The organism is Azospirillum griseum, from assembly GCF_003966125.1.
Lineage (GTDB): Bacteria > Pseudomonadota > Alphaproteobacteria > Azospirillales > Azospirillaceae > Azospirillum > Azospirillum griseum.
The window spans coordinates 143,192-165,213 of the sequence record NZ_RXMA01000004.1 but is presented as its reverse complement, the minus strand read 5'-3'; the positions used below and the strand labels follow the sequence as shown (position 1 = coordinate 165,213).

Annotated in this window: 15 protein-coding genes; 6 read left to right on the top strand and 9 right to left on the bottom strand. The window is 65.6% G+C overall.

The window, feature by feature from the left end:
- The first annotated feature begins 95 nt into the window (after positions 1 to 95).
- On the top strand, positions 96 to 560 hold the full coding sequence (locus EJ903_RS06590) for a hypothetical protein (RefSeq protein WP_126613321.1): 465 nt from the start codon (positions 96 to 98) through the stop codon (positions 558 to 560).
- A gap of 102 nt (positions 561 to 662) precedes the next feature.
- Here EJ903_RS06590 and EJ903_RS06585 read toward each other — a convergent pair whose 3' ends face one another.
- The 3 genes from EJ903_RS06585 to EJ903_RS06575 form a co-directional block, all read right to left on the bottom strand.
- Positions 663 to 842, bottom strand: coding sequence for a YdcH family protein (locus EJ903_RS06585; RefSeq protein ID WP_126613320.1), 180 nt, complete (start codon positions 840 to 842; stop codon positions 663 to 665).
- A 112-nt stretch (positions 843 to 954) separates the two neighbouring features.
- Complete coding sequence (locus EJ903_RS06580; RefSeq protein ID WP_126613319.1) at positions 955 to 3,231, bottom strand: tetratricopeptide repeat protein; 2,277 nt, start codon at positions 3,229 to 3,231, stop codon at positions 955 to 957.
- On the bottom strand, positions 3,231 to 6,734 hold the full coding sequence (locus EJ903_RS06575; RefSeq protein WP_126613318.1) for a tetratricopeptide repeat protein: 3,504 nt from the start codon (positions 6,732 to 6,734) through the stop codon (positions 3,231 to 3,233). Before EJ903_RS06575 ends, EJ903_RS06580 begins: the two co-directional genes overlap by 1 nt.
- A gap of 109 nt (positions 6,735 to 6,843) precedes the next feature.
- Between EJ903_RS06575 and EJ903_RS27980 the strand changes: the two genes are divergently transcribed.
- On the top strand, positions 6,844 to 8,091 hold the full coding sequence (locus tag EJ903_RS27980; RefSeq protein WP_126613316.1) for a methyltransferase domain-containing protein: 1,248 nt from the start codon (positions 6,844 to 6,846) through the stop codon (positions 8,089 to 8,091).
- A 4-nt stretch (positions 8,092 to 8,095) separates the two neighbouring features.
- Here EJ903_RS27980 and EJ903_RS06565 read toward each other — a convergent pair whose 3' ends face one another.
- On the bottom strand, positions 8,096 to 9,631 hold the full coding sequence (locus EJ903_RS06565; RefSeq protein ID WP_126613314.1) for a tetratricopeptide repeat protein: 1,536 nt from the start codon (positions 9,629 to 9,631) through the stop codon (positions 8,096 to 8,098).
- A 206-nt stretch (positions 9,632 to 9,837) separates the two neighbouring features.
- Between EJ903_RS06565 and EJ903_RS06560 the strand changes: the two genes are divergently transcribed.
- From EJ903_RS06560 to EJ903_RS06550, 3 genes are all read left to right on the top strand, one after another.
- Positions 9,838 to 10,353, top strand: a complete 516-nt coding sequence (locus EJ903_RS06560) for a hypothetical protein (protein WP_126613312.1) — start codon at positions 9,838 to 9,840, stop codon at positions 10,351 to 10,353.
- Between the two features lie 34 nt (positions 10,354 to 10,387).
- The gene (locus EJ903_RS06555) at positions 10,388 to 10,591 is read left to right on the top strand and encodes a hypothetical protein (RefSeq protein ID WP_126613310.1); all 204 of its coding nucleotides are present in this window, start codon (positions 10,388 to 10,390) and stop codon (positions 10,589 to 10,591) included.
- A gap of 136 nt (positions 10,592 to 10,727) precedes the next feature.
- The gene (locus EJ903_RS06550; protein WP_126613308.1) at positions 10,728 to 11,543 is read left to right on the top strand and encodes a PP2C family protein-serine/threonine phosphatase; all 816 of its coding nucleotides are present in this window, start codon (positions 10,728 to 10,730) and stop codon (positions 11,541 to 11,543) included.
- Between the two features lie 13 nt (positions 11,544 to 11,556).
- On the opposite strand, the gene EJ903_RS06545 is transcribed toward EJ903_RS06550, so the two are convergent.
- From EJ903_RS06545 to EJ903_RS06525, 5 genes are all read right to left on the bottom strand, one after another.
- Entirely contained in the window at positions 11,557 to 13,605 is a 2,049-nt protein-coding gene (locus EJ903_RS06545; protein WP_126613306.1) for a flagellin, read from the bottom strand.
- A complete protein-coding gene (gene flgK / locus EJ903_RS06540; RefSeq protein WP_126613304.1) occupies positions 13,602 to 15,008 on the bottom strand; it encodes a flagellar hook-associated protein FlgK in 1,407 nt (468 codons plus the stop codon). Before flgK ends, EJ903_RS06545 begins: the two co-directional genes overlap by 4 nt.
- Before the next feature lie 109 nt (positions 15,009 to 15,117).
- Entirely contained in the window at positions 15,118 to 17,772 is a 2,655-nt protein-coding gene (locus EJ903_RS06535) for a flagellar hook-basal body complex protein (RefSeq protein WP_126613302.1), read from the bottom strand.
- 229 nt (positions 17,773 to 18,001) lie between these two features.
- Complete coding sequence (locus tag EJ903_RS06530; RefSeq protein WP_126613300.1) at positions 18,002 to 20,170, bottom strand: tetratricopeptide repeat protein; 2,169 nt, start codon at positions 20,168 to 20,170, stop codon at positions 18,002 to 18,004.
- The gene (locus tag EJ903_RS06525) at positions 20,167 to 21,618 is read right to left on the bottom strand and encodes a tetratricopeptide repeat protein (RefSeq protein WP_126613298.1); all 1,452 of its coding nucleotides are present in this window, start codon (positions 21,616 to 21,618) and stop codon (positions 20,167 to 20,169) included. The genes EJ903_RS06530 and EJ903_RS06525 overlap by 4 nt, the downstream gene beginning before the upstream one ends.
- A gap of 61 nt (positions 21,619 to 21,679) precedes the next feature.
- Between EJ903_RS06525 and EJ903_RS06520 the strand changes: the two genes are divergently transcribed.
- A complete protein-coding gene (locus tag EJ903_RS06520; protein ID WP_246015250.1) occupies positions 21,680 to 22,018 on the top strand; it encodes a DUF1491 family protein in 339 nt (112 codons plus the stop codon).
- The last annotated feature ends 4 nt before the right edge of the window (positions 22,019 to 22,022 follow it).

Sequence of the window (22,022 nt, the reverse complement as noted above, 5' to 3'; positions counted from 1 at the left end):
CGTTGAGGCCGGTGCGTCGCGTATGTCGATCTGGTAATGTGTGATGGCCGTCACAGTTTTATGCTCTGTGGCGATCATCATGCGGGGTTGGCATCATGGGGCGGGCGTTGGTTGGGGCGATGGTGGGGCTGCTGGCTTTGGGGATTCCCCTGGCCGGGGCGCTGGCCGATGACATTCCCAAAACCGATTGGCCGCCGACCAACCGCCACATGCTCTACCGCTCCCTGCCGCCGCGCACGCTGTCGCCGCGCATCCAATACGCCCCGGCGCGGGCGGTCTACAAATTGCCCAAGGGCCTGGATGGGCTGGCGACCTACGACAAGGCGCTGACGCAGGCCTGCATGGCGGGCACCTTCCGGCAGATCAGCGATGGCTATTATTGGGCGGTCACGCCCGACCGGCGCTTTGGCGTCGCCTTTTCCGGCGGGGCCAATCTGGAGGATCCGCAGAAAAAGCGGGAACCGGGCAAGGTCTATTTCTTCCTGAACCAGGACGCCCGTTGCATGGTCTATGTCGGCGATCAGGCCAAGCTGATGCCGAACTACATCCCGCCGGTGTGACCGCGCCCCGGCGCTTTTGCTGACCTTTCAGACATGAAAAACCGGGTGGACCGATGGCCCACCCGGCGTTCATTGTTGATGGGATTGTGCGTTTGGGGGGAATCAGTTCAAGTTGCGGACCTTGGACAGGCGGTCCATTTCTTCTTTGACGTGCAACTTTTCAAGCTTAAGGCGCTTCACCTGGGTCTCGTCCGGCCTGGAGCGCTTTTCTTCGTCAAGGATCGCGCGATCAAGGCGCATGTGTTTTTCTTGCAGGGACGTAAGACGAGCATCGGTGTGCATGGAATTGCTCTCCCTCTGGTCCAGTCGGCGCGTGCCCGAATGTGGCAGGCCGATGACACCAGTGTTCACCCATCGCGGGCGGCAAACAACCCCAATCTTTCGTGTGCCCCCCTCAAACCATGCGAAAAACGTCTTCAATGGCGCGCGCGTGCGACGCTGCGTCGCACAAAGGCGAGGCCGCAATTTCGTCACGCAGGCTCATGCGAATGCTCGACAAGGTCTTATGATCCTCGGCCAGTGACTTCGCCAATTCGACATAGTCGTCTTCGCTGTGCGCCACCCATTCGGGCCGTCCCAGGCTGTGCAGCAGCGACGCGGTCATCCGCCCGATGAAGCGCTCCCCGGCCAGCGTCACCACCGGCAACCCCATGCTCAAGGCGTCGTAGCTGGTCAGACAGCCACCATAGGGGAAGGGATCCAGCGCGATGTCCACCCCTTCATGCTGGCGCAAATGCTCCTCGTGGCTGACGGCGGGGGCGAGCAGGATCAGCCGCTCGCCCGTGATGCCATGCTCGGCAAACGCCTCGGCGATGCGCGACCGTCCCAGATGATCGGCCAACCCGCTGCCGCGCGACTTCAGCATCAGGCGGGAGTCGGGAACCGCGTGCAGCACGCGCGACCACAGGGCGATGACCCGGCGGTTGATCTTGGCGTCCAGATTGAAGGAGCCGAAGGTGACAACCCCGTTCCAGCCGCGCGGCGGCGGCATCAGCGGGAATTTCCGGCCCGGCGGGCGGAACAGGAAGAAATGAGGCAGACGGACCAGCTTTTCCCGGAAACGCTCGGTGGTGTCGTCCGGGTGCAGGACCGAATCGGTCAACCAGACATCCATGCCATCCACCCCGGTGGCGGTCATGCCGTGAAAGCTGACCTGAAGCGGGGCGGGGCGGCGGGTGAACAGCCCCATGCGCTGGCCGCTGGTGTGACCGATCAGGCAGACCAGCACGTCGATGCCGTCGGCCCGGATCTGGTCGGCCAGAGCGTCGTCGTCCATCCCCCGCGTGTCGCGCCAACCATCGGCCATGCTGCGCATGTCGGCCAGCACCGGCGAATCGAACGGGACGTCGCCGTAAATCACGGGAACCACGGCGTTGCGGTCGTGGGCGTGCAGCAGCGGGGCCACCTGATCGAGCAGCCGGTTCCCCGGATGCAGATAGTTGGAGACATAGCCGACCAGCAGCGGACGGCCATGAATGGCCGGGCGTGGCAGCGACGGGGCATCGTCGCCCGATCCGACGTTGCGGCCAAACCGCTCGCGCCAGGATTCGACCTCGTCGTCGAGCAGACCGTTCGTCAGGTCGGGCAGCAACAGGGACGTCACCAGCCGGGCGCTGTGAATCCACGGGGCATCGCTGATGCGGCTGGCGATGCGCATGCCGACCATGGCCTCGGCGATCTGTCCCAGATTCTTGGCGGCCAGGGCGGCGTTGTAATGACCACCCAGCGCAGCCGGATCCAGCATCACCACGCGCCGATAGGCCACGCAGGCGTCGGCAAAGCGCCCCATTTCGAACAGCGTCAGGGCCAACGCGTCCTGTGCGTCGACATCGAGCGGAGCCAGGACCACCGCCCGGCTCAACGCATCCACCGCTTCGGCCAGGCGCTTTTCCGCGCGGTGGGCCAAGCCCAGCTCCAGCCAGGTGGCGGCTTCGCTCCGCAGCGCTTCTGTTGGATCGGTCATCAAACGGGCGACCCAGCCGAAACGGCGGACGGCCACCGGCAAAGCCCCGGCTACCCGCGCCAGAACCGCAAGATTGTGCAGCGCGTCAGCGTGGTCGGGCCGCAGGGCCACCGCCCAACGATACCAGTGCGCCGCCCCGGCGTTGTCGTTCAGACGGTGCAGAAGTGAGGCCAACCGCGCCGCCACCATCCCGGACAGCGGGTCGCGCGCCGCCGCCTCGCGCAGGGGATGGGCCGCGCGTTCGGGCTGCCCATCGCAATCCAGCGCCACCCCCCAATGATAATACAGGGACGCGGACCCGCCGCTCAGCGCGGCGCGACCGTAGCCAACCGCCGCTTTGGCATGGTCGCCCCGCTCGCGCTGCGCGTGTCCCGCCCCCTCCAACGCGTCCGTCAGGGCCGGGGTCAGGGCGATCGCGCGGTGAAAGCGCGCCAAGGCGTCATCCGGCCGCCCCAACGCCCGCAACACCTTGCCGTGGTTGACAAACGGCTCGGCGGACAGCGGCGCGGCGACGGTGGCGCGGCGCAACAGACCGTCGGCCTCGTCCAACCGGCCAAGCTGGGCCACGAGCAGGCCAAAGAGATGAAGGGCCTGGGCGTTGTCCCCGTCGGCCGCCAAAATCCGGCCGTACAGCTCTTCGGCTTCGTCGAAACGCCCGCTCTGATGAAGATCAAGGGCGTAGGACAGGGCTTCGGCGACGGTCGCCATCAGATCCGGCCCTGCGCCGCGCCAAGTTTGGCCAGATGGCGGACGGTCGTGTTTGCCACGTCGGCCAGCGTTTCACCGCTGCGCGCCGCAAACAGCCGCATGGACGGGAACCACGGGCGCACCGCTGTCCCCAACCACGTCCAATCCCGGTTGCCCACCCGCCACACGGGCACGCCCAGCGCCCCCGCCAACTCCCCCACCGCCATGGCGGGCGAGATCACCAAATCCAGATTCCGCATCAGGGCCGCCACACCGTCAAAATCATCCTTCAAATTCAAATCCGCCCACTGGTGCAACCGACGGCCTTGCCGTTCCAGGGCATCCACTTCGGCGGCGCAATCCCCATATTGAAGATTGATGACCTGGACCCCCGGCACATCGAACAGCGCGGACCAATCGGCCAAGGCCGTGTAGGCCCCCTGCCGCTGCGCGGTCATCACCTGGCTGCGCCATCCCAGGCCGATCTTCAGCCCATCGCCCAGGGCAGCCACCCGGTCCCGCCAACGCTCGATCAGCGCCGGGTCGGCGACGAGGCACGCCATCCGATCCGGAAAATCCGCCAGACCTGCGCGGCACAGCGCGGGCAGATCCCCGGCGGGGGCCTGAAGATCGCAGTCGGGCGGGTCAATCCTTTCCTGCCCTGTCGAATCGATGCTTTCCTCGCGGACGGTCGCCCATGGGAATGAGCGCGTGAACAGAGGAACCAGACGTCGGTCGCATTCGATGGTGACGGGTCCGTCGAGACCCTCCAAGCGGTTGAAGCAGGAGGAAAACAGGATCTCGTCGCCAACGCCCTGTTCGCTCCACACCAGCAGGCGACGCCCGCCCAGCGCCTCGCCCGTCCATTGCGGGCGCGGGATGCGGCGCGCGCGTTGCAATTGGCGGGCGGAAAAGCGCTGTTTGTAGCCCGCCCACCCGGTGGACAGGTCGCCATCGGCCAGCGCCAGCAGCCCATGGTTCCAGGAGGCCAGGGGAAAACCAGGGGCAAGGCGCAGCGCGCGTTCCAGGAATTGGCGGGTTTGTGCCGGTGTTCCGGCCAACATCGCCATGGTGGCGAGGTTGTTCTGTGAATCCGGGCTGTTGGGGCGCAGGGCCGCCGAGCGTCGGTAATGGGCGTTCGCTTCGGCAAAGCGCCCCTTCAACTCGCACAAATGGCCGATGTTGGTGTGTGCGGCGTGATTGTCCGGCAACAGCCGGATGGATCGCGCGTGCAGACGGTGCGCCTCGTCGAAGCGTTGGGCGTTCTGGCGGGCCAACCCCAGATGGGTCAAGGCTTCCGGAAAATTGGGGGACAGCGCCAGGGCGGTCTGGAACGCGCGTGTGGCGGCGTGCCGGTTGGCTTCGGCTTCAAACACCAGACCCAGATGATTCCAGGCGGTCGGAAAATGCGCGCTGACCCGCAACGCGGTTCCAATCAGGCGGCGGGCTTGCGCCACCTCGTTGGTCTGATGCGCGATCAGTCCCAACAAATGCAAGGCGTCTGCATGGGACGGATCCAGCGCCAGAATCCGGCGGTAGGCGGATTGGGCCTCGTCGCCATGGCCTTGGCGGTGCCAACCGATCGCGCTGTTCAACAGGCCGTCGATGGACACCGGATTGAACGGTGGATTGGGCGCAGGGTCCACCATGCGGCGCAGCGTGCGCGCCATGTCCGACAGGACATGATCCAACCCTTCGCCCGCTTTGGGTTGGAACAGGGTCATGGATGGGAACCATGGCCGCACAGCGGTGCCCAACTGGGTCCAGTCCCGTCCGCCGAAGCGCCAGACCGGCACCCCCAGCGCGCCGGCCAATTCGCCCGCCGACATCGCCGGGGAAATCACCAAATCCAGATTGGCGGTCAGCGCCGCTGCGGATTCGAAATCATCCTTCAAATCCAAATCGGACCATTGATGGATCCGCACGCCGAACCGTTGTTCGGCGTCGCGGATTTCCTCAGCGCACTCATCATATTGCAGATTGACGAAGACAAGACCGGGGACCGCGAACAATGGCCCCCATTGGTCCAGGCGGGTGTAAGCGCTTCGTCGCTCCGCTGTCATCAACTGGCTGCGCCAGCCGATGCCGACCTTCAGGCCCGGTCCCAGCGCGTCCACTCTGGCGCGCCAATGGTCCACACGCTGCGGATCGGGCTTCAGCCATGGCGATGGGGAGTCGAAGGATGACAGATCGCGGCGCAGGAACACCGGCAGATTGCCCGCCGGAACCTGAAGGTCACAATCGGGCGGAACGATGGTTTCCCGCGCGTCCGGCGTGCAGCTTTCCGCCCGCACCGTGGCTTGCGGGAATGAGCGTTGAAACAGCGTGACCAGCCGTGGATCACACTCGATCGTGACCTTGCCACCGCTCCAGGCCAGCAGATCGGGGTAGCAGGAGGCAAACAGGATCTCGTCGCCGATCCCCTGTTCCCGCCACACCAACAGCCGCTGCCCCTGCAACCCTTGCCCGGTCCACAGCGGCGCGGCGATGCTGCGGTTTGGCCGCACCTCGCCCGCCGCGAAGCGTCGGCCGTAGCCCGACCATCCGCGTGCCAGATCGCCATGGCGCAAGGCCAGAAGCGACAGATTGTAGGCGGCGGTGGCCAGATCGGGTTCCTGGGCCAGCGCGTCCTCGAAGCAGGCTTCGGCTTCCTTGAACCGCCCCAGAGCCTGCAAGGCGTTGCCGAGGTTGTAACGGGCCTCGACAAAATCCGGGTGCAACTCCAACGCCTGCCGGTGGCAAATCTCGGCCTGGTCGGCGCGCCCCAGTCGCCGCAACACCGTGCCCAGATTGTTCAGGGCCGGGGCATGGCGCGGTTGGCGCTTCAGCGCCTCCCGATAGGCGATCTCCGCCCCCTCGTTGGCTCCCATCTGCTGGAGCGCGGCCCCGAGATTGTAATGCGCGGTGGCGTCGTTGGGGCGTTGGGCCACCACGATCCGGTGCTGGTGGACGGCTTCGCGCAGTCGACCGGTCAAGGCCAGCGCGTCGCCCAGATTGTTGTGCGCCTCCACCATGCCGGGTGTCAGATGGACGGCGTTGGACAGGGCGGTGATCGACGCCTCGAGTCGGCCAAGCGCGCGTTCGGTGTTCCCCAGATTGTACCAGGCCTTGGCGTAGTCCGGTCGCAGGGCCACCGCCGTTGCGAACGACCGTTGCGCCACGTCGTGACGGCCCAGGGCGGCGGCGGCGTTGCCCAGATTGTGCCGGAACTGCGGCCCCATCGGGTTCAGCAGCACCGCGTTGTGGTGCGCGCGCGCGGCGTCGGCCGGGCGCTTCATCATGGCCAACGCCGAGCCGTAATTGTCCCAATAATCCGCCACGTCGCGGTTTTCGGTGATGGCGCGTTCGATCAGATCGGTCGCCTCTTCGGTCCGGGCGGTCTGCAGGCACAGCACGCCCAGAAGATGCAGGGCGTCGGGCTGTTTCGGATCGGTGGCCAGAACCGTGCGATACCCATCCTCGGCCTCGCCAAAGCGACCCGCCTGATGATGGGTCAGGGCCTGTGTCAGAAAATTGGTGTTCATGCCCCGCTCTGCCCGTTCCGGCCCCATGACGCCAAAGGGAGTGCCATCATCGGGTGTTCACGGTAAATATGCCATTGAATTTGTTTTGCCGTTTGCAGGAGACACCACCATGGCCGCATCCCGTCTGGCCATGCGCCGAAACGCCATCGAACCGGTTGCCGTGCGCCTGTGTCGCCAGGCCGACCGTTTGGCCTCGGCCGGACGGCTGGCGGAGGCGGAGGCGCTGTATCGAACATCCCTGGCCGTCGATCCGGCGCTGGCGAGCGCGCACAACAACCTCGGCAACCTTCTGCGCGCGCGCAGCGGTTTGGCGGCGGCGGCGGCGGCGTACAGGGCGGCCCTGCGGTCCGGGTTGGAGGCGGCGCTGATCTTTTACAATCTGGCGGCGGTTTGGCGGCAGATGGGGGGATTGACCGAGGCGGCGGTCGGCTATCGCGTGGCTCTGGCGCTCGATCCCGGCTATGCGGAAGCCTGGAACAACCAGGCCAATCTATGGCGGGATCAGGACCGGTTGCGCGACGCCGCGTTCGGCTACCGCCGGGCGGTGGCGATTCGTCCCGATTGGGCCGATGGACACGACAATTTCGCCAGCGCCCTGTATCTGCTGCACGAGCGGGGCGACGCGCCGGTGGCGGCCCGGCTGGCCCGCGATTGGCGGTCTGACCATCCCGACAATCCGATGGCGCGCCACATCGGATCGGCCATCGTCGGCGATTCGATGGAAGCGCGCGCGCCGGACGCCTATGTCCGCCAGACCTTCGATCTGTTCGCCGCCGAGTTCGACAACCGCCTGGACGAGCTTGGCTACCGTGCGCCCGCCCTGCTGGCCGAAGCGGTGGCCGCCAGCGGCCCACCCCCGGTTGCCGGGTTGGAGATCCTGGACGCCGGTTGCGGAACCGGCCTGTGCGCGGCGGCCTTGCGACCCTTCGCGCGCGGCCTTGCCGGTGTGGATCTGTCAGGCGGCATGCTGGAGCGCGCCCGGGCGCGGGGGCTGTATGACCATTTGGAGGAGGGCGAGTTGGTGGCCCACCTCGCGGCCAATCCCAACCGCTATGACCTGATCGTCGCGGCGGACGTGTTCTGTTACTTCGGGGATCTGGCCACTGCCTTCGCGGCGGCCTTCGCGGCCCTTCGCCCATCGGGACGGTTGGTTCTGTCCGTCGAGCGGCTGGAGGACGACGACGCGGCCATGACGTACCGCGTTGGAACCCATGGACGCTACGCCCATCGCGAGTCCTATCTGCGCGCTGCGTTGGTCGAGGTTGGATTTGCCCTGCTTGACCTTCGTGTTGACGGTTTGCGGTTGGAAAGCGGTCAACCGGTGATGGGGGTGATTGCGGTCGCGTCCAGGCCCTGACCGATCAGGGTGGGGCGATGCGGGAACCGATCCGGTCCGGCAGGGGGCCGTTTGGTCCATCGGGAAAGGCGATCCCGTGGCGGTGATGCGTGCGGTCGTGGATCAGCGCGTGATTGCGAATCAGCGGCCAGACCCAGCGCCGCAAGAAACGTTGATCCTGCCAGCGGTCCGCTGTGCTGCGGGCAAAGCGCTCCGCCAAGGCCGACAGGTCGGGCAACAGCCCGGCACGGCCACCCCACATCCCCGCCATGATCAGTTCCGTGTGCAGAACATGATCCCGCATGATGTGAAACGGGTACCCGGATCGGATCCAGGCCTCCACCGCCAGAACCTCCTTTGCCGACAACCGCGAATCGCAATCCCGGCACAGGAAGAGGGTCACGGTCGGATCGTTGGCGGCAAAAAATCGCCAATAGGGTCCCATGGTCGGGCCGCTGTCCGGGGGCATGGTCACCAGATCAGCCCCGGCGGCGGTCAACTCATCCAGCACCGGCACCGGCACCGAATTGTCATGATAAATCCGGCACTCCCAGCCAGGAAACAGACTGCGGGTCAGATGGGCGTTGGCAACCGCGCCTTTGGTGTAAAGCTCATCGGTTCCCCACAGGCTGAAGGCAATCACCTGTCGGTTGCGGCGTTCCGGATCCTGCGGCTGCGCGGGCAGGGCGATCTTCTTGGGGGCGTCGGCCAGAGCCAGCCGATTCTTCAGGTCCAACAGCGCTTCGGCCCAGACGTTGGCCTCATCCTCCTGGTTCAGAGCACAAAGTGTGATGGTGAGCTTGTCCAACGCGTCCAAATGCGTCGGGTCAATGCGGGCAGCCATTCGCAAGGCCGACGCGGCGCGTTCCAGAAGATCAATCTTTCCCAGCGCGATGCCAAGATTGAACGCGGCAGAGTGAAAATCCGGAACCAGGGCGATGGCCAAACGATAGGCGCTCACCGAATCGCGGCGCAGACCGGTGGCGTACAGCGCGTTGCCCAGCAGAAAGGCAAGATCGGCGTTGAAGGGGGCCAGTTCCGACGCCCGAAACAGGTCCGGCAGCGCCGCCAACGCGTTTCCGGATTCAAGCCGAAGGCGGCCGCGTTCGTGCAGCTGCAACAGCAACCGTTCCTGCGCCACGGCCAACCCGGTGTTGGACCGAGTCGCCCGGTTCAAGGCCGTGATCGCGCCATCGGCGTTTCCGTTTTCGCGGCACACGGTGGCGAAATCCACCCAGGCCTCGGCAAAATCGGGACGCAGGGCAATGGCGTGGCGGTAGGCGGTCATGGCCGCTTGCGGACGCTTCAGCATCCGCAACAGATTCGCATGGTTGGCGTGGATGTCCGCCGCGTCCGGACGCACCCCCAAGGCGCGCGCGATGAGCGGTTGACCAACCTCCGGCTGGCCGATCTGACCGGCCAGAACGCCCAAAAAATGAAGCGCGTCCGGCTGTTCCGGGTCCACATCCAGGATGCGGCTGTAGAGATCCTGCGCTTCCCCCAGTTTCCCGGCAAGGTGCAGATCAAGCGCGATGGTCAAAGCTTCGGTGATGGTCGCCATGATGGATAGCGTTAAGCGGGACACCTCGCCCACGCAAGCCTTTCCGAAAGAATCCCTGTTGTTTCAATGGAAAAACAACCGTCTCCACCCATTGCGGGTGGTTGGGTTTCGGGTGCAATCCTGAATAAGTGTGAACAAAGCCTTTACTTTGCATTGCATTCTATGTATATTGACCCTTAGGTTTTTCTGGGATGGATCAACGCGTCATGAACGTGGCATCCGCCACATCAACGGCCCCACGGTCGTTTTCCTTCATGACGGCCCGCAGCGGTGACGCCGCTGAGAAAGGGGCCGAGGCCCCGGTTTTGTCCCAACAGGATCAGGCCGATCCGCTTGTGAACCGCTTCCCGACGGTTGCTTTCGCATACGACGCCGACGCGTCCCGTCTGGTCATGCAGTACCGCGATCCGGCAAACGGCAAAACCGTCTCCCAAATCCCGACGGAATCCGCGCTGAAGCAGTACAAAGAGGCGCGCCAGCAGGAAAAGGATGCGGAGCGCGCGACAGCGATCGGTTTGGATGCGAACAGAACCGAACAGGGCGGGCGCGGTGCCGCCGTCGGCAGAACCGAAGAGCAGCCGGGGGCTTCGCCCCGGTCGTCCGGTGGTGGAGGCGCTTCAGGCTCTTCCACTGGTGGTGCCCATGTGGCACACTTCACCACGGTGTCCACACACCCCGCATCCGCTGGGTCGAACGTGGCGCGGGTCAATGTGGTGATCTGAACGAAGATCATGCCAAAAGGGGATGGCGGCCATCATGGCGTTCGATGTGACGTCTTCCACCGCAGGAGCGGCGATCAGTCTTCGTCAGGCGCAAAGCCAGTTTGATTTTGGGCTGAAGACCCTCAATCAAGACAACCAGCAGCAAGCCGCCGCTGCAACGACCCTGTTGCAAGCCGGATCATCCGGCGGTGGGTCTGTGACGCCGACGCGTGGGCAAAACCTCAACATCAGCGTCTGAGTGGCCGAAAAAGGCCTCTGTATCTTTTTCAACCCATGCGCCATGATCGGCAAAGCGGCCACACGTTGCCAGTGAACGGGCGGTGTGCACGGCTGCGGTCGTCTTCGCGCGATGTACCGGAGCTTCTTTTTTGCCGATGCCCAGCGACGCTTATTCCCTGATCGCCGCCGGAAAAACCGATGTCGGACGCGCCCGCGCCCGGAACGAAGACAGTTTTTGCATCGGCGCGTCCGGTGATTTTGCCGTTGTGTGCGACGGAATGGGGGGGCATGCGGGCGGCGACATCGCCAGCCGGACGGCGGTCGAGGTGATCGGTCGCTTTTTGGAGGATTTTACCCCTCCCCCCGACGCGGTGCCGCCGCCGCCGCCCGATTCCGAAAGGACTTTGCCCAATCCCGCCGATCACAACCCGGCCTTGCGCAGCGCTGTGGTGGTGGCGCGGTCGGCCGTCCAATTGGCCAACCAACGGATTCATGGCTTGAACCGTCAACGCGGTTTTGCCGATGGCCGGGGCATGGGAACCACCGCCGTCGGTGTGTGGCGGATTCCCGGCCTGCCGCAGATGGTCGTGTTTCACGCGGGCGACAGCCGCCTCTACCGCTTGCGGGATGGCGAGTTGAAGGCGTTGACCCGGGATCACAGCCTCTATCAGGCGTGGCTCGACAATGGTGGTCGCGGAACGGCACCGCAGCGCAACATCATCCTGCGCGCGCTGGGCACGGGGGAGGATTTGGAGCCGGACGTCGTCGTTCACCCCCTGCTGCCCGATGACGTGCTTCTGCTTTGCTCCGATGGCCTGAATGGCATGGTCCCGGATGGCATGATCGCCCGGATCCTGCAACAACCCACAGACCCGGCGGAGACCTGCGCCGCCCTGGTCGATGCGGCCAACGCCGCCGGTGGGCACGACAACATCACCGTCGTCGTCGCGCGGTTTGCCCAACAACCCTGACGGGGAGACCCCATCAGGAGAGATAGTTCAGCAGCGACAGACGTTTGGTTTGTCCTGCCACGGTGTAGGCCGCTTGCAGCGTGTTCATTGATGTGCTGAGCCGGGCGGCGACTTCGGTCTGGTCGATGCCTTCGATCTTGGCCACACGTTCGGTCAGGGTGGCGTTGGCGTCGGTGTGGGTGGTTTTGGTGCCCTCCAACGTCGCCATGTCCGACGCGACCTTTGAATGAATCGAGCGCAACTGATCGTTCGCCTGCGACATCAGCTCACGGGACTTGGAGATGTACTCGTCGTATTTGCCGGGATGGGTGGCCGCAACACGCGCCATGCGGAACGCCTGGACCAGGGTCTGGAACCCCTTTTCGTCAGCGCTGACGCCATAGCTGAGGTTCAGACCATCGTCGATGCTGACCTGGGATTTGCGGTAGGCGTCGGCGTTCTTGCCCTTGGTCAGATATTCGGAGTCGTAGAAGGGCAAGTCCGGTGGATCGACGTACGGCACATCGGTGATGGCGTCGGCTTCCGGCGGCAGTGTGGCAACACTGACCGTGTTGTCCAGCGACCCGTTCGTCACCTTGACCGAGGTGGAGAACAGCTGCGTCCGGTTGGGGTGGTTGGGGTCGAGATTGGCCGTACTGGTCAGCCCGATGCCCGCACCGCTGCCCACGGCGTCGATGGTCACGGGTGGCTGGGGCTTCGCGGCGGCGAACTGCTGGCGCAGCTTGTCGGCCACGGCGCTGACCGTCGTGGTTCCCGCCGCGAAATCCGTGTCCGTCACCGTGTAGCTGATCTTGTAGCTCTGGTAGGCGGGCAAATCCTTCGGTTCGTTCGGGTATTGGGCGTAGTATTTCTGATTGTACGGATCGTCGGGATCACCGACCGCGATTTCCATTTCGAACGTGTCGCCGATGTCCACATTCGCCCCGTTCAGGGTGAAGCGCTGGATCTGCGGCAGGGTGGCGGTGGGGGTCTGCGTCGTTTGCACCGTGTCGGACGAGTTCTCGACCGTGGCCGCGTTTTGCACGCGGGTCGAGACGGTGAAGGTCTGCCCCGGATCGTTGCCCACCAGCGTGATGATGCCGTTGGCCGTCGACACCGTCATCGGCAGGGCCGGGCTGGCGGCGTTGATCTGGGTGTTCAGCGTCTGGGCGATGAAGGTCAGGGTTTTCGCATCGGTCGACTGGATCTGGTAGCCGAAGGTTTTGCCGTTGACCGTCACCTCGTAATAGTCGCCGGTGTTGGTCACGGCCCCGTTGAACGTCACCTTGCTGGTCTGCTTGGTCGCCATCAGGTTGGTGACGGGTTCCTGGGAATAGCGCGAGCCGGAAAACAGGAACCGGTCGCCAAAGCGCTGGTTCATGTATTCCTGAATATCGCGCATGGCCCCCTCGGCCCGGTCCTTCATCTGGTCGGCCTGCGGAAAGGACACGGTGAAGCTGCTGTTGGACGCCGCCGACAGCTTGTCGAAATTCAGATTCAGCACCGTGCCGTCGCCCGGCCCGCCGGACATGGTGAAGTTGTACCCCTTGCCGTCGCTGGGCGGGGTGGTCTTCAGATTCAGCGTGCGGGTGGTCTTGCCGCCCAACCCGTCGGTGACGGTGACGTCGAAGCTGCCGTTGTTGCCGGTCTGCGAGGGGATCGCCGTCACGGTGTAGCGCGCGCCAATGGTCAACTTCGAGTTGGCGGTGTCGACGCTGACCTTCATGGCGTCGGCGTTGGCGTTGTAGGCCGAGGTGATGCTGGCCGGACCCGGCTGGAAGGGCATCAGGTTGCTGGACTGCCAGTCCGACGCCATCTTCTCCAGCGCGGTCAGCACCTTGTCGGTGGCCTGCACACGCGGGGCAGCGGTGTTGATGTTCTGGATGTAATTGTCCCGCCGCGCCATTTCGGAGCGCAGGTCCAGAAGCTTTTGCGTGTCGGTGCCATAGGCGTTGAGGTCGGTTGACTTCTTGCCCGTGGTGAGTTGTTGCGACAGCGTATCCACGTTGTTCTGGCCGTTGGACAGATTCCGGACCAGACTCAGATACTGCGAGTAGCTGCTTACTTGCGTTATCGAGCTCATCTGACCACAGCCTCCAGCGCATCAAACATTGCATTGGCCACTTGCATGACTCGTGCCGAAGCCTGATACGATGTTTGAAGCTGCTGGAGATTGGCGATTTCCTCGTCGATGTTCACGCCGGTGTTGGAGTGGTAGCGCTCCGTCAGAAGCTGGAGGGACGATTTGTCCCCCTCCTGCTTGTCGTTGACCGCCTTGGCCGCGCCCATCCAGTTGCCGGTGATGGCGCTGGCCATCCCGGCATAGGTCGTGTCGGTCAGGGCCAGCCCGTCGGCGGTCAGGCTGCGCCCGGTCGCCTTCATCGCGTCGTTCACGTCGTCGATGGCCAGCTTCTTCACTTTTGCCGTTCCGTCCAACAGCTTAGCGTTCACCGCGATGGTGAAGCGGTCCGTGCCGGTGAAGAACTGGTTGGCCTGTTCGCCCGACGCGGCGGTGGCGTTGTCGTAGGCGTCGCGGAAGCTGGTCGGCTCCCCGTCCTTGGTCGCGCTGGTGAAGGCGGACGCGAACTGATCCAGCTGGGACCGCAGCTTGCGGATGACCTCGGCGGTCGGGTCGCTGCTGGCGGGCTTGGGCGGATCGGATTGCGACCCATCCTGCCGCATCTTCAGCAGGGCACCCAGCTTGCCGTCGTTCAGGTGGCCGTTGATCGAGGTGACATTGTTGCCGACCTGTAGGTTGATATTGCCGCCATCGAAGGAAAGACTTGCCGGTTCGGCGTCAACCAGGGCCAGGCCGGTCGGGGAGAACAGGGCGACGCGGCCATCCGGACGGTCCACCGTGCGGATGCTCATGTACGCGCTCAGCTCCCGGATCAACCCGTCGCGCTTGTCGGCGACCTCGTTTCCGGCGGCCCCCTGGCTTTTCAGCGACACGATGTCGTTGTTGATCTGGTTGATCTGCTTCAGCAGGCCGTTGACCGTGGACAGGGAGTTGTCCATGTCCTTTTTCATGTCCCGGTCCATCTGCTCCACCCCTTCGGACACGCGTTGGATTTCGCGCGCGAAGTTGTTGGCGGATTGGACGAGCTGGTATTGGGCCGTTTCGTTTTCGGGGGAGGCGGCCAGCGTGCTCCACGCCGTTTGGAATTTGTCGGCGTAGCTGTTGATGAGCGGGGTGCCGTTGGTGGTGCGCAGCAGGTCGCCCAACTGCTGCATGTAGGTCGATTGCACCGCCGACCCGCCGTTGCGCGACGTCAGATCCTGGACCTGTCCACGCAGTGCGGTGTCCACCTCGCGCCGGTATTGGGTGGTGACGACCTGGCCGGTGCCATCCACCATCTGTTGGGCGGTGTGGCGCGTGCGGTTGGCGTCGTCGGCCCGGGCGATGTTGTCCGAAACCAGCTTGACGTTGGTCTGGACGGTGCGCAGACCGGCGGTTGCGCTGTTGAGGGCACCGAAGAGGGACATGGCCGTTGACCTTTCGTCAGGCAGGGGGAGGGATTCGGCGGCGCAAGGCCGCCGTTCCCATCAAACGCACTCTTTGAGTTGCACCCCTCAGGCGTTCAAAAAACCGCGATCACCGCTTCAGGCTGAGGACTTCCTGGAGCATTTCATCGGACGTCGTCACGATCTTGGTGTTCGCGGAGTAGGAGCGTTGGGTCACGATCAGCTTGGTGAATTCATCGGCGATGTCGACGTTAGACCCTTCGGTGCTGTTGGCGATCACCGCACCGGCGCCGTTGGTTTCCGGATCGTTGAAGTTCGGCTTGCCCGCGTCTTCGCTTTCCAGGAACACACCGCCCGATTCACGCTGCAAGGCGTTCGGGTTGTTGAAGGTGATGATCGGAACCTTGGCGATCACCTTCGACCGGCCGTTGTCGTAATTGACCAGCACGTTGCCGTTGTCGCCGAACACCACATCCTTGAACTGTCCACGCGGCGCGCCGTTCTGGACCAGTTGGGTGACGTTGATTTCCGAACCCGCGTATTGGGTCAGGCCGCCGGGCTTCTGGTATTTGCCCATGTTGAGCGTGACCTGTTGCGCGCCAAAGCCGTAATCCACGGTGAAGGTGACGTTCGCGGCCGATCCGGCGGATTGGGTGGCGGCGCTCACCGCCGTGCCGGTGCCGACCAGAGCCGTGGAGATGTTGGTCAGCGTGCCGACCGTCTCGGGGGTCTTGCCGAAGGTCAGGCCGATGTGGGCGGGGGTTTGCCCGGCCACGCAGGTCTGGTCCAGGGTGAATTGCTGCGCGGTGGTGTTCGTCACCGTGCCGGTCGCGGTCGCGTCGCTGGTCACGGTCAGCACGCCGCCGGCCACCGAGGCGGTGCCGCCCGCCGCGTTGATCTGCGTGGCGAAGTAGTTCATGACCGCGTTCGGCGTGCCATAGGTCCCGTGGTTGGCGGCGGTGATCGCCAGCGAATAGGTGGTGCCGCCCGCCGTCACGGTGTAGGTGTCGCCGATGTCCACCACCGACGCGCCCGCCAGGGTGATGGTCCCGGTGCCGGTCATCGTTTGGGTGTAGGCCGGATCGGTCGCGGTTTTGGCGGTGATGGTGATGACACCACCCTGCGCCGAGGCCGTGACCGGCAACGAGGTGTTGGAGTTGATCTTGTTGGCCAGCGCGGCGGTGATGTCCTCCATCGACAGCTCGTCGCCGGTGGTGCTGTAGGTCACGGGCGTGCCGTTGACGCTCAGGGAATACAGCGTGCCGACGTCGCCCGGCGTGCCGGTCAGCGTCACCGTGCGGCTCTGGCGCACACCGGCGACGTTGGCGGTCGAAAAGACGCCCGTCATGGTGTTCGCGGCGGAGCTGGAGTTGGTGACGCCGCTCGACGTCGCGGTGATGGTTCCCGCCGCCGTGCTGTTCTGGACGCTCAACACACCGCCGGTGGCCGACGCGGTCACGCCCAGCCCGGCCGCGTTGATGCGGTTGGCCAACTCCTGCACCACGCCGGTGATGTTGGCGTAGTTGGAGTAGGTTTGCGCGGTGACGGTGACGGCCAGGGTCGTGCTGGTGGCCGCACCACCAACCTGCACGCGGATCCGGTAGACGTCGCCGACGTCGATCTGCGATTGCGGGAAGGAGTAGCGGTCGATCTGACCGGCGGTGGAGGTCGCCGCCGTGGTGGTCGGACCGGTGATGGTGTTGGTGGTCGGCGAGGCCCCGCTCACGCTCTGGCTGATCTTGAACGGCGTGCCGGCGTTGCGCGCGGTGACGTGGATCACGTTGTTCGTGACCGTCGCCATCACCGGGGCCGCCGGGGAGGCCGAGTTGATCTGATTGGCCAGGGCACCCGCCAGACCCGAATAGGTGCGGATCGACGAGATGTTGTCCGATGTGATCTTCAGGCTGTAGTTCGTGCCGTCCACCGTGACCGTGTAGGTTTCACCGATGCGCAGATTGTCCTGACCGTTGGTGTTCTGGCCGGAAATCACCACCGCGTTGACCTGGGAAATCGCCGTCACACCGGCGATGTTCTGGCCGAACGTTGCCGTGGCCGGGTAGCCGGCAAAGGTCCCATCCACCGGCTTCGTGTTGGAGCCGGGCGCGTCGATCACCATGCGCCAATCGTTGCCCGCCTGCTGCCGCCATTTGAAATTGACGGTGCGGGGATTGCCCTGGGTGTCGAAGATCTGGATGCTGGAGTCAGGAATTTTCTGCCCGGCGGTCGGGGTGGCGGGCAGGTTGGCCGACAGTTCGATCTGCGACGTCGAGGTCGGCTTGTCGATCAGCGAGCTGACCTGGATGGGGGCCACCTGATCCTTCTTCAACTGCCCCGTCACCGGGTCCGTCACCCAGCCGTTCAGCGCGTAGCCCGCGCTGTTGACCAGATAGCGGTTCTTGTCCAGTTCGAAGTCACCCGCACGGGTGTAGTAGGAGGCCGAGGCGCTGAGCGTCCCGGTCTGCGTCTGCACCGTGCCGGAGGTGGTGCTTTGCGTGCTCAGCTTCGACACGCTGAAGAAGCCCTGGCCCTGGATGGCGATGTTGGTCGGGCTTTGCACCTGGGTCAGGCTGCCCTGGATGTTGTTCATGAAGACCGGTTGGGCGGTCACGCCGCCCGGCGCATGCAGCCGCTGGCTCGATTGCAGGACCATCGTTTCAAACGCCGAGTCCACCCGCTTGTAACCGATGGTCGACGAGTTCGCGATGTTGTCCGAGATGTGGCCAAGCGCCTTCGACTGTGCACTCAAGCCGAGGACGGCGGTTGTCATCGAACCGAAGATGCTCATGGCCGGGGGTCTCCAAAAGAAGGCGAACGTTGTTGCCAGTCTCTAAGCAAAACGGATGCCAACTCTGGGATCTGCTGTTAATGGTCTGTTTTTCCTGATTTTTCCCTCTACCCTCCCTCCAGAGGCACCTTTTTGCCGGGAGGTGGGAAAGTTTCGCCTAGTGAGGGTGGGCGATGACGGGGAAGAAAACGCCGGTCCTGAAGGGGCCGAAAGGGCCGGAACCACCCGGTCAGCGCGTGGCCCATCCATCCATCAGGCTGCGGCCATAGGCCAGGAGCCGGGCGACCGCGTCATGGCGCGCGTCCACGGTGGCAAAGCGGTGGCGCGCCTCGTCCGCCTCGTCCCGACGAAAGGCGGGGTCCTGGCACAGCCGCTTTGCGCGTTCGGTGTAGGCGTCCCAATCGTCCAGCGCGCGGGCGGCACCGACCACCGCCGCGACATCGCCCTGATTCAGCGTCACCACCGGCAGCCCATCGGCCAGGGCGTAGGCCGCGCTGCCGCCGCCGCCTTGGCGCGGTGGGTTGAGGTACGCGTCGGCCACGCGGTACAGCGCGCGGATTTCATTGACGAAACCCAGGCAGGTCAGACGGTTGGCGTGGCGGGATCGGGCGAGACGGGCGGGCAGGGACGCCACCGGACCGGCAAAGGCCACCAGCGCGTTCGGGCACAGGTCGAGCAGATGCTCCAGCCGCTCGACAAAAACGGGCGTCACCTCGTCGTCCAGCCGTCCACCGACCACGGTGAACAGGAACGGGCCATCCTTCAGCCCAAACGCGGCCCGGCTGGCGTTCTGCGCCGGGGGTGGGGCGGAATAGCCGAAGACAAAGGGGCGGAACCGTTCGGCGAACGGGGTGCGGTACTCCTCGGGCAGGCCGCGCGTCGGGTCGCCGCCGTCAAAGCTCAACAGGATGTCGGCCATCGAACAGGTCAGGCCGCTGGTGGTCGGGATGCAGAGCGTCGGGCGCTTCCCGGCGAACAGATCGGCGGCCAGCACCGAACCGCCGAACGACACCACCAGATCGGGATCGAACTCCTCAATGGTGGCGACGAGATCGCGGATCTTCCCGTCGGACAGGCTGGGGTCCATCGAGGACCAGCTCGGGACCGTCGCCGTTCCGTCCGTCACCGGCATCGCCCCGTGCAGGCTGGGCGTGACCATCGCCTGGAAGGCCGGAACAAAGGCGGTGATGATCTGGCTGGGCAGCAGGTTGCCGTTCACCAGCAGAACCGCACAGCCAAAATCATCCTGCATCCGCCGCGCGTAATCGAAGGCATCGCGCGACGGTTGGTGCATCGGTTGGGTGAACTGGTTGGTGACGATCGCCACCCTCTTCGGCCCGCCCGCCCGCACCGGAGGTGCCGCGACGGACACCGCGCAGCGGCGGCGCACCTCGCGCAGGATCCAGCGGTAGAAACGGGGCAGGTCTCCCGCCGTGAAAGCGGACAGCCGGGTCTTGAGCGGGCGGCCCAAGAAAACCTGACGGCTGATCGACCAGTACACGGCGTGGGCGACGTCCAGCGGCCAATCGGCCCCGTTGCCGATCACCGTGTGGATCAGACGTTCGTAATGGTACAGATCTCCGCTGAGACGGAATTGCACCGACGCGTCGAGGATCGGATCCCCGCACAGCGGTTCCTCCTCCAACGCCTCCAGCACCGCACGCGGGGCGCTGGCCTTGTCGCTCACCAGGGTGGTGCACAGCCGTTCGATGGCGGCCAACCGCTCCACCCCACTGCTGCGGTCGTTGCACAAGGCCCGCAACTCCTGCAAGGCAACGTCGGCCCAGGCCTCCACCGCCGACGGGGCGCTGGGGACCGCGCCGTCGACGGGCAGCGGCAGATGCGGGGTGAGGGCATCGCGCCGCTGCCGGGCCTCCGCGTGGGTCGGGTCGTGGGCCAGGCATTGGTCGAAGGCGTGCGCGGCCTCGACCTTGCGGTTCAGCGCCTCCAGCGCCAAACCCAAGCCATGCCAGGAAGGGGCGGAGGCCGGATCGCGGGCCAGCGCCCGGCGGAAGCTGTCCGCCGCCTCCTGCGCCCGCCCGCGCGCGAGATCGACGACGCCCAGATTGCGATGGGCCTCCACAAACCCCGAATCCCGTTTCAACGCCTCCCGGTGGGCGTCGGCGGCTTGGTCGAGCGCACCGGTGACGCGCAGCGCCTCGCCCAGATTGCTGTGATAAGCCGGATTGCTGTCGTCCAGTGCGATGGCGCGGCGGATGACGTTGATGGCGGTCATCGGGTCGCCGGTCTGATAGGCGATCACACCGATCAGGTGGGTGGCGTCGGCGTTGCTGCGGTCAACCGCCAACACCTGCCGGTACAGCGCCAGGGCACCCGGCAGATTGCCGGACTGGTGGGCGGCCAGCCCCTGCCGAAGCCACTCCGCGCTGTCGGTCATGCCGGGTCCGCCGGTTGGTGGGCGTGGGCGCGCAGCGTGGCGGCGACACGTCCCAGCGTGGTCTCCCAATCACCGGGCCGAGGTTGCCGGAACAGCCGCAGGCTTGGGTACCACGGGCTGTCATCGCGGTTGAGCAGCCACCGCCAATCGGGCGCGTGGGGCAGCAGCAGCCACACCGGCACCCCCATCGCGCCGGCCAGATGCACGACGGCGGTGTCGACGCTGATGAGCAGGTCGATGTTGGCGAGGATCGCCGCCGTGTCGGCGAAATCCCGCACGCGGTCCATCGGGTCTTCCACCGCAGCGTCCGGGGCCAGCGTCGCCAGCGCGCTGCGCGCCTCCCCGACCTGAAGACTGATGAAGCGGACGCCAGGCACGTTCACCAACGGGCGCAGCGCGGCCACCGGCAGGGAGCGGTTGCGGTCGTTGCGGTGGCGCGGGTTGCCCGCCCAGACCAACCCGACGCGCAGGCCCTCCGGCCCCTCGGCCAGACGGTCACGCCACAGATTGCGGTCGCCGCGTTCGGGCATCAGGTAGGGGATCGGGGCGGGAACGCTGCCCAGATCGGTCCCGAAGGCGCGCGGCAGGCTCATCAGCGGGCAATGATGATCGTGCGGCGGTGGTTCCGGCCCGCGCACCAGCACGGCAATCGACGGATCCAGGCTGGCCTGGAACAGCCGGAACAGCGCCGGGCTGGCCTCCACCACCACCCGCCCGCCCGCCCGCGCCACCAGCGGGGCGTAGCGGACGAACTGCATGGCGTCGCCAAAGCCCTGCTCCATGTGCAGCAGGATGGTGGCCCCGTTCAACGGCTCTCCCGCCCATGGGGGGGCAGGCAGCCGCCGCCAGCGGTGTTCGAACCCCTCCCACCCACCGATCAGGTCGCCGCGCACCAGCCGCCCGACCGCGCGGGCCAAATGGATGGCCGCGTTGGACGGGTGGCGCGCCAGGGCCACATCGAACACGCGGTCCGCCTCGTCGAAGCGCCGCTGGTCGCGCAGCACGGTTCCCAGATTGAGCAGCGTTTCGGGATGGCCGGGCCGCAGGGCGTTGGCCCGGTGCAGCCAGTCAGCGGCCTGCGGGTAGCGCGCCAGGGCGTGCAGCGTTGCCCCCAGGATGTCGAGCGCGTCCGCCGAGGCCGGATCGAGCGCCAGGGCGCGGCGCACCACCCGTTCGGCTTCGTCCGGCCGTTCGGCGGTGCGCAGGGCACCGGCCAGATGCGCCCAGGGTTGCGGGGCACCAGGGCGCACGCGCACCGATCGGGTGAGGAGCGCGACCGCCGGGTCGGGCTGTCCTGTCTGCGCCCGCAAAACGCCAAGCAGATGCAGCGCGTCGGGCTGGGCCGGATCGACGCCCAAGATCAGCCGGTAATTCCGCTCCGCCGCGTCGGTGCGTCCGGCCATGTGATGGTTGACGGCAGCGTCGAGAGCGTCCAGGAGTGTCGCCATACCCCTTGTGTACACCGGCCCGCCCCGGTTAGGCGAGCACCCTTTGACCCCGACCGTGTGGATGACCATGGACGACCGTTTGCCAACGCATCTTTGGGTGATGGCCCACATCCGGGCCGCCGACGCGCAAGGCGTGTCGATGATGGTGGTGCGCAAGGGCGATCCCAGCCGGGGCACGGTGATCCTGAAGCTGAACCGGCTGGATCGGACCTTTTCCGTGCTGGTGCAGACCAACGACGGTGATCGGCTGTTCTGGACGCGCGGCACCGGTCCCGATCCGGTGCCGGAGACCGACGCCGACGCCTACATCGCCCGCCAGACCCGTTATGACCCGGACGTCTGGGTGCTGGAGGTCGAAGACCGCCAGGGTCGCCACTGGTTCGAGGGAACCATCCGCTGATCCC